Source organism: Nocardia sp. GTS18 (assembly GCF_013839555.1).
Lineage (GTDB): Bacteria > Actinomycetota > Actinomycetes > Mycobacteriales > Mycobacteriaceae > Nocardia > Nocardia rosealba.
Genome location: NZ_JACBIU010000014.1, coordinates 90,375 through 98,220, shown reverse-complemented (window position 1 = coordinate 98,220; position 7,846 = coordinate 90,375). Strand labels below are relative to the sequence as shown.

The window sequence follows — 7,846 nt, the reverse complement described above, 5'->3', positions numbered from 1 at the left end:
CCACCCGCCCGACCCTCCTTCACCGAGAACAGGTCGACGAAGTCGGCGTCGACGTGCACCTCGAGCACGACCGCGGTGGCTTCGCGGCTCATGTTCTCGAGGGTGATCACCTCGTGCATACCCTCGGCGACGAGCCGGTCGCGCACCACGAGCAGGGTGCTGTCGGCCATGCCGGCCTGAGGCGGCCTGCGCAGCACGAAACGCGCTGCGAAAGCCTCCGGGCTCAGCACCGACAGCGGCTCGGGCTTCTTGCCGTCGACCAGCAGTTCCCAGCGTGAGATGACCCGCGCGTCACGGAAGAACAAACCCTGCGGTTTTCCCGGCTCCACGTCGCCGAGCCGGTCCGAGAGACAGAAGGTGCCGCCCTCGACCAGGGTCACATTGCCGCCGTGGCCGCCGAGCCCGGCCGGTTCACCCGCGTTCAGCGGAGTCGGGCTCGGCTGCGCGTCGCTGTGGCTCATGCGCGCCCGGTGGTCGCCGCGACGGACGGCATCGCGAAGGCGCTACCGTATCCGATCGTGGTGCGCGCCAGAATTTCCCGGTACACCTGTTCGTAGCCACGACCCAGGGTGTCGGCGCCGAAGTTCGCCTCCACGTGCGCCCGGCAGGCCGCCGGGTCGTAGGTGGCGACCTCGTGGATCGCGGCGGGCAGTTCGGCGGGATCCTCGCAGATGCGCGCGGTGACACCGTCGACCAGCACTTCGCTCACCGCGCCGCCGCGCAGGGCGACAACCGGTGTGCCACAGACCATTGCCTCGATCATCACCATGCCGAACGGCTCCTCCCAGCGAATGGGGAACAGCAGACACCGAGCTCCGGCCAACAGTTTACGCTTGGCGGTCGCGTCGGCGAGGCCGAATACATGATCGTCCGCGGTGAGCCGCGGGCGCACATATTCCTCGAAGTAGGCCTTTTCCGGCGGTTCGGAGCACTTGCCCGCCAGGATCAGCGGGATACCGGCCTCGTGGGCGGCGTCGAGGGCCAGGTGCGGTCCCTTGTCCATCGAGAAGCGGCCGAGGAACAGCGCGTAGTTGTCCTTCTCCGGCTGGAAGGGCCACTGATCCGGGCGAAGCGCGTTGTGCACGCGACCGGCCCAGCCCAGATCCGGCGCCAGCTCGCGCTGCCGATCGCTGATCGCGATCAGCGAGCACTCCTCACCGAGTTCGCGGTAGTAGCGGTAGCAGTCGTCCTGGACGGGGCCGTGGACGGTGACCACGGTCGGCAGGCCGAGATTGGCGTAGGCGGGGGCGTTGAGCGGTCCGGCGAACGTGTGGTCGTGCACCAGGTCGATGCCCTCGGTGTCGGCCAGTCGCTCGATCGCGCGGCGCACGCGCAGCGCGTGGACCACCTCCGGGAACGGGTCACCGAGCCGCTCGGGCACGATCCGGTCCCACAGCGGGACGAAATTCGCTTTGGTACCGGCCTCACCCGCACCGAACAGGGTGACGTGATGGCCGCGCTCACACAGGGAATCGACCAATTCGGCGACAACAGCTTCCACCCCGCCGTACGCCTTGGGGGGAACATCGAAATACGGTGGCACGACCATCGCAATTCGCAGTGGGCCACCATTGTGCTCGATCGAATAGAGATCAGAACTGGAGAACCCGGTCGGCGACATTGCCGACATATCTGTACTCATGACCTTCCTTCCAGGGACACAACCTCGCAACACTTGCGCGAACAAGAGATGGCCGCCTCGGCGGGGTGGAGACCGAGAGCTTCACCGCCGTCCATGGGGCATGGTTGGCCTGGCCAGGCGCGGAGCGCACCGCTGGGGTGCCCGCCTGATCAGAGGGGCCGTCAAGGAACGTACCCCGCTACCGGAAAGTAAACCAGCATGTTGCTGGTTTTGTTGTACGCGATTCCCTGCCGCGACAGCAGATTCCGCCGTCACGGCCGGTCTACGCCGTACAGAGAATTGTCACGGCCGAGTCGCGCTGCGGACTACCGACGGCCGTAGCGCACTGAGCGACCGATCAGCACACTTCGATTACGGTTCGCATTCTGATCGCCTGGCCAACTCCAGGCAGGCGATGCCACCGAATTCGGCGACGACGAGCCGCCCGTCACCATAGACGAGATAGTCGACGAATTTCGCGGCGAGCGACCCGGCGGGCATGTCGCCGCCCGGGTAGTCGTGGAAGGCGAATTCCACCGAGTAGAACGGGTAGCTGCGGTCGGCCACATGGGTTTTGGTCGCCGGCTGCCCATCGATGGTCACCGCGCGCAGCCCCTCGCCGACGGTCGTCGCCTCGAGGTAGCCCACCGCGCCCGGCGTCGCGGCGACAACCTCGGCCATCTCCCCGGTGGAGCCGACCTCGCAGTGCACAAGTCGCGATCTGCCCGCACAGAATTCGGGCTGGTAGAGCGGGCGCTGCCAGTCGAGCAGGCGGGCTTCGAGGGCGAACCGCGACCCGGATCCGTGCTGGCGATCCACCACGACCACGGGCAGATCCGGACCACCGAGCATTCGCCAGTTGTCGATCTCGCCGCGGAACAGGCGCTGGATCTGTGCGGTCGACAAGTCGGCGATGCCGAGGCCGGGGTGGGTGACCACGGCGAACGGGGCCACCGCGAACGGAGTCTCGAAGAGGTCGGGGAAGGTGTCGCGCTTGGGGCCCTCACCGATGGCGACGGTGTCGGGTGCGGGCTCGGGTTTGTCCAGCACGCGCAGACCGTCGCTCGTGCCGGCGAAGTCGAACGTGAATCCGGCACCGGAGCAGTGGGTTTCGTAGTTCTTCGCGGCCTCGCGAACCATCTTCTCCATGGCGGTGGAGCCGACGACAGTGAGGTTGCCGTCGGCACAGTAGCTCGGTTTGGGATCCGGCCGCACGATCGAGAGAACCAGCTGAACGACCACCACGGCGACCAGAAAGCCGCACAGCGCGAGCATCTTCTTACTCGGCCCGGAGTTGCTCTCTGTCACCGCGACAGAGCCACCCTTGATGCTGCCCTCGACGAACGGAGCTTCCGGTTCACCGGATCCGGTCTCCCGGCGCAGAACCGCGAGAATCTTGTAGTGCTGCCCCCGCTCCAGCGGCACCTTCGGAAGGTCGATGATGCCGCGCGGCTGCGCACGGACGACCTCGTCACGTTGCGCCAGTGCGGAATCGGCGTCGAAATTGTCACGCTGTACACCGTTGGACAGTTCGTTGACCGCGAGCCCGATCACCTTGCGTTCGGGGAAGACCAGATGCAATCCCACCTCGCTGTTGGTGCGCGTCACGTAGTCGTCGTCACCGATGCGCAAGCTGCCCGCGTTCTCGATCCGCACCAGAACCAACGACAGCCGCGCCAGCTGCTCGTTGCCGCCCGCGCCCGTCGTGAGGTTGTGGAGCGCCCCTGCGAGCACCGATTCGGTTTCGCCGGTCACCGGCGTGTCCATCTGTACCCGGTATCCGACGCGTTTGCGACCGACCAGTACGAATTGCAGCAGGAAGGTTGCGGTGGCGACGACGATACCGAGCACCGACAGCACGATCTCGATCGGAAAGTTCACCAGTCCCCCACACCACTCGTCCGAATCGAGTTGTATCAGAGGAGGACCCGCTGCCCGGCCGCCGACATCAGCTGTTGGGCAAACTTTCACCCACCGGATTCCGCCGTCCAGGCGAGCAGGTCGTCCAGCGGCCACGTGTTGACGACCCGATCGGCCGTCACCCCGTGCGCGACGGCACGTTCGCATCCGTAGCCCTGCCAGGACAATTGGCCCGGTGCATGAGCGTCGGTGTCGATGCTGAAGTAACAGCCGACCTCGACCGCGAGGTCGATCAGCCGCCCGGGCGGGTCGCGGCGTTCGGGGCGGCTGTTGATCTCCACGGCTGTGCCGTACTTGCGGCACGCCTCGAAGACGAGTTCGGCGTCGAAGCTGGATTCGGGGCGGGTGCCGCGTCCGCCTTCCACGAGCCGGCCGGTGCAGTGGCCGAGCACGTCGACATTCGGGTCGGCCACGGCGTAGACCATGCGTTTGGTCATGGTCGCGCTGTCGTCGCGCAGGTGTGAGTGCACGCTGGCGACCACGATGTCGAGCCGTTCGAGCAGGTCCGCGCGCTGGTCGAGGGCGCCGTCGTCGAGGATGTCGACCTCGATGCCGGTGAGAATGCGGAAGGGGGCGAGTTCGTCGTTGAGTTCGGCGATCACGTCGAGTTGGCGCAGCAACCGTTCGGCGGACAGCCCGTTGGCGACTTTCAGGCGCGGGGAGTGGTCGGTGAGCGCGCAGTACTCGTGGCCGAGTGCGGCGGCCATGCGCATCATCTCGCCGATCGGGCTGCCGCCGTCGGACCAGTCGGAATGGGTGTGCAGGTCACCGCGGAGGACAGTGCGTAGGGGCTCGCCCGCGGGGCCGATGGGTTCCGCGCCCGTGCGCAGGTCGGCCAGGTAGGCGGGGATCTCACCGGCGCAAGCCTGTTCGATGACCGTCGCGGTCTTGGGTCCGATTCCCTGCAGGTCCTGCCAGCTGTGTTCGGCCGCGCGCGAGGATCTTTCGTCCTCCGACAGCCCCTCGATGACGTCGGCGGCCCGCCGGTAGGCCTTCACGCGATGGGTCTGGGCGCGCGATCGTTCGAGCCAGAACGCGATCTCGCGCAGGGCGGCAACCGGATCGAGGCCCGTCATCGCTACCGGATCCGGCCGTACTTGAGGAAGGCGACACCGTCGGAGTACACCCGGCTGGTGATCACCCGGAAGCGTTCGGGCTCAGGCAGTTTCATGCCACCACCGAACAGCGGCCTGCCGGTGCCGAGCAGCACCGGATACAGCTTCAGGAACACCTGGTCGATCTCGGGCAGCAGGGTCTGGGCGAGTTCACCGCCACCGCAGAGCCAGATACCCAGGCCTGCTTGCTTTTTCAGATCGCGCACCGCCGCGATCGGATCGCCGGATATCACCTCGACGCCGGGTGCGGGCGGCTCGGGCATCGTGGTCGACACGACGAACTGGCGCAGATGCTCGTACGGACTCGCAGTGCCGGTGCGCACCCCGAAGTCGTGGGCCTTGCGCCCCATGATGACGGTGTCGAAGTAGATATTGCCCGCCGCGACCCCGCGCGCCTCGCGCACCTTGGTCGGCAGCGTCTCCGGGTATTGCGAGATGATCGATGGCACGTGATCACCGCCCACCGGGAAGAAGTCCACCGACCCGTCCTCGGCGGCGATGAAACCGTCGATCGTCGATGCCACGAAATACGTCAGCTTGCGCATACCCATCCTCCTGGGACCCCACCTGCGGCAGATCTGTCAGGGAAACGGTATCGCGCCGCGATCAGCGTCGACGCGGCTTCCGCTGACACGTCGGACAGGAAAACGACGACCGATTCATGAACTGTTCACGGATCAACAGGGCACCGCAGCGATCGCACGGTTCGTTCTCGCGGCCGTAGGCGGCCAGTGACCGGGAGAAATACCCGGATTCGCCGTTCACGTTCACATACAGCGCGTCGAAGGAAGTGCCGCCGACGGCCAGTGCCTCGGTCATCACGGCAGTGACCGCATCTAGCAGGGTGCGCAGCGCGGGACGGGTCAGGCTCGCGGCGATCCGGGTGCCGTGCAGCCCGGCCCGCCACAGCGCCTCGTCGGCATAGATATTGCCGATGCCCGACACCACGGTCTGATCGAGCAGCACCCGTTTGATCTCGGTGTTCTTGGCCCGGATCGCGGCGACGACAGCTTCGCGATCGAAACGCGGATCGAGGGGGTCGCGGGCGATGTGGGCGACGGTGTCGGGGACGATGCTCCCGTCGACCTCGACGAGACCGGCCAGCGACCACCCGCCGAACGTGCGCTGGTCGACGAACCGCAATTCGGCGCCGTCGTCGAGGATCGCCCGGATATGGGCGTGCTTCTCGACGGGCGCTGCGGCGGGTTGCACCAACATCTGACCGCTCATCCCCAGATGCACGACCAGGGCCAGATCCATTGCGGCTGCCGACGCGGGGTCGCCGCTGTCGGTCCGGTGTGGCCGGACCTCGTCGAAGGTGAGCCAGAGATACTTGCCGCGCCGGTGAGCGGCGTCGATTCGCAGCCCGGTGAGCTGCGCGGACAGGTCGGCCGGACCTGCCACATGCCTGCGCACAGCACGCGGATGGGTGACGGTCACGTCCTCGAGGACCCGGCCGACGGCGTGCTCGGCCAGACCGCGCCGCACCACCTCGACTTCGGGAAGTTCCGGCACGTCAGGCTTGGGCGGCTTCGTCCGCGGCGGCGGTCTTCTCGGTGAGCGCCTTGTAGGCGGCACCGGCGGCCTTCTGCTCGGCTTCCTTCTTGGAGCGGCCGACACCCGAACCGTACGGATTCCCGGCGATCACCGTGGTGGCGGTGAACTCCTTGTTGTGATCCGGGCCGGTGGAGGTGATCTCGTAGGCGGGCACGCCGAGACCGCGTTCGGCGGTGAGTTCCTGCAAGCTGGTCTTCCAGTCGAGGCCCGCGCCCATGCGTGGACCGCGCTCGAGGAGATCGGCGAACAGGCGAAGCACCACACCACGCGCGACCTCGATGCCGTGCTCGAGGTGCACCGCGCCGAGCAACGACTCCATGCCGTCGGCGAGGATGCTCGGCTTGTCGCGGCCGCCGGTGAGCTCTTCGCCCTTGCCGAGCAGCAGGTATTGACCGAGTCCGCCGTCGCCGAGGCCACGCGCCACTTCGGCGAGCGCGTGCATGTTCACCACACTGGCGCGCAGCTTCGCGAGTTCACCCTCGGACTTCTCCGGGTGCTCGGTGTAGAGGCGTTCGGTGATGCTCAGGCCGAGCACCGAGTCGCCGAGGAATTCCAGGCGCTCGTTGGTCGGCAGGCCACCGTTCTCGTACGCGTACGACCGGTGCGTCAGCGCGAGGCGCAGAAGCTCCGGTCGTACGTCGACACCGAGGGCGGCGAGGAGACTGGCGTGATCGGTCACGTCGCTACGTTTGATCGGGCGATCAGACAGCAGCGGTGACCTGGCGGCCCTTGTAGGTACCGCAGGACGGGCACGCGATGTGCGGGAGGGTCTTCTCACCGCAGGCACGGTTCGGGCAGGTGACCAGGGTCGGCGCAACGGCCTTCCACTGGCTGCGCCGCGACCGGGTGTTGGAACGGGACATCCGGCGCTTGGGAACAGCCACGGCTACTTCTCCTCTTGGTTTTCGCTGACCACACGGGCGTCGTCTGCCCCGGGAGCGGATCGGTCTTGGGGGGTGGAACCCTCGGCGGGATCGCCGGTGCCGGGCGCCTCGGTGGCGAACGATGCCAACTTGGCCCAGCGGGGATCCAGTATCTCATGCCCATGATCGGGACCGGCAATCGCCATCCGCACACCGCATTCGGGGCACAGGCCCGCGCAGTCCGGCGTGCACAGCGGCTGCAGCGGAAGCTCCAGCCCGATGGCATCGAGAATCACCGGCTCGAGGTCGATGAGGTCGTCTTCCATGCGGTAGACCTCGGCGTCCTCGGTCGTCTGCTCGGTCTTGCTGTCCGGATACGCGAACAGTTCCGTCAGACGAACCTCGACCCGGTCTTCGAACGGCTCGAGGCAGCGCGAGCACTCCCCGACCGTCGGCCCGGACACCGTGCCGGTGACCAGCACGCCCTCCGAGACCGCCTGCAGCTGCAGGTCGAGGTCCACCTCGGCGTCGGCCGGGATGGCGATCAGGTCGAGACCCATCCGCTCGTGCTCGGTGGCGGTGCGCCGCACCTCCCGCATGGTTCCCGGCCGACGGCCGAGATTGCGGACATCCAGCACGAAACCCGCGTCGGACACAGGACCGTTGCTGGTCTTGTGCGGACGCGAAGGCGAACCGGAACGGGCGGACATCACAAACTCACTTCTGCTGAGGGGATCGTGGGCAACCACTCAACAGTAATGCAGGACCCC

At 67.0% G+C, this 7,846-nt stretch carries 9 protein-coding genes; all 9 read right to left on the bottom strand.

The features are described 5' to 3' along the window. A partial coding sequence (locus tag HYG95_RS14490) for a glycogen debranching N-terminal domain-containing protein (RefSeq protein ID WP_305082199.1) occupies positions 1–461 on the bottom strand: 461 nt, incomplete at its 3' end. After that, positions 458–1,621 carry a glycosyltransferase family 4 protein gene (locus HYG95_RS14485; protein WP_181698473.1) on the bottom strand — a complete coding sequence of 388 codons (1,164 nt, stop codon included), beginning with the start codon at positions 1,619–1,621 and terminating at the stop codon, positions 458–460. The genes HYG95_RS14485 and HYG95_RS14490, both read right to left, overlap by 4 nt. A gap of 372 nt (positions 1,622–1,993) precedes the next feature. After that, complete coding sequence (locus tag HYG95_RS25160; RefSeq protein WP_181698461.1) at positions 1,994–3,502, bottom strand: substrate-binding domain-containing protein; 1,509 nt, start codon at positions 3,500–3,502, stop codon at positions 1,994–1,996. An 86-nt stretch (positions 3,503–3,588) separates the two neighbouring features. Next, on the bottom strand, positions 3,589–4,617 hold the full coding sequence (locus HYG95_RS14475; RefSeq protein WP_181698460.1) for a PHP domain-containing protein: 1,029 nt from the start codon (positions 4,615–4,617) through the stop codon (positions 3,589–3,591). 2 nt (positions 4,618–4,619) lie between these two features. Then, positions 4,620–5,201 (bottom strand): dihydrofolate reductase family protein, encoded by a 582-nt coding sequence (locus HYG95_RS14470; protein WP_181698459.1) that lies wholly within the window; start codon positions 5,199–5,201, stop codon positions 4,620–4,622. 61 nt (positions 5,202–5,262) lie between these two features. After that, the gene (gene mutM / locus HYG95_RS14465) at positions 5,263–6,171 is read right to left on the bottom strand and encodes a bifunctional DNA-formamidopyrimidine glycosylase/DNA-(apurinic or apyrimidinic site) lyase (RefSeq protein WP_181698458.1); all 909 of its coding nucleotides are present in this window, start codon (positions 6,169–6,171) and stop codon (positions 5,263–5,265) included. A 1-nt stretch (position 6,172) separates the two neighbouring features. Further along, positions 6,173–6,892, bottom strand: coding sequence for a ribonuclease III (gene rnc, locus HYG95_RS14460; protein WP_225279164.1), 720 nt, complete (start codon positions 6,890–6,892; stop codon positions 6,173–6,175). Positions 6,893–6,914: 22 nt separating this feature from the next. Beyond that, entirely contained in the window at positions 6,915–7,097 is a 183-nt protein-coding gene (gene rpmF, locus HYG95_RS14455) for a 50S ribosomal protein L32 (RefSeq protein ID WP_022565580.1), read from the bottom strand. Between the two features lie 2 nt (positions 7,098–7,099). Further along, the gene (locus HYG95_RS14450) at positions 7,100–7,786 is read right to left on the bottom strand and encodes a DUF177 domain-containing protein (RefSeq protein ID WP_067493375.1); all 687 of its coding nucleotides are present in this window, start codon (positions 7,784–7,786) and stop codon (positions 7,100–7,102) included. Positions 7,787–7,846 lie beyond the last annotated feature (60 nt).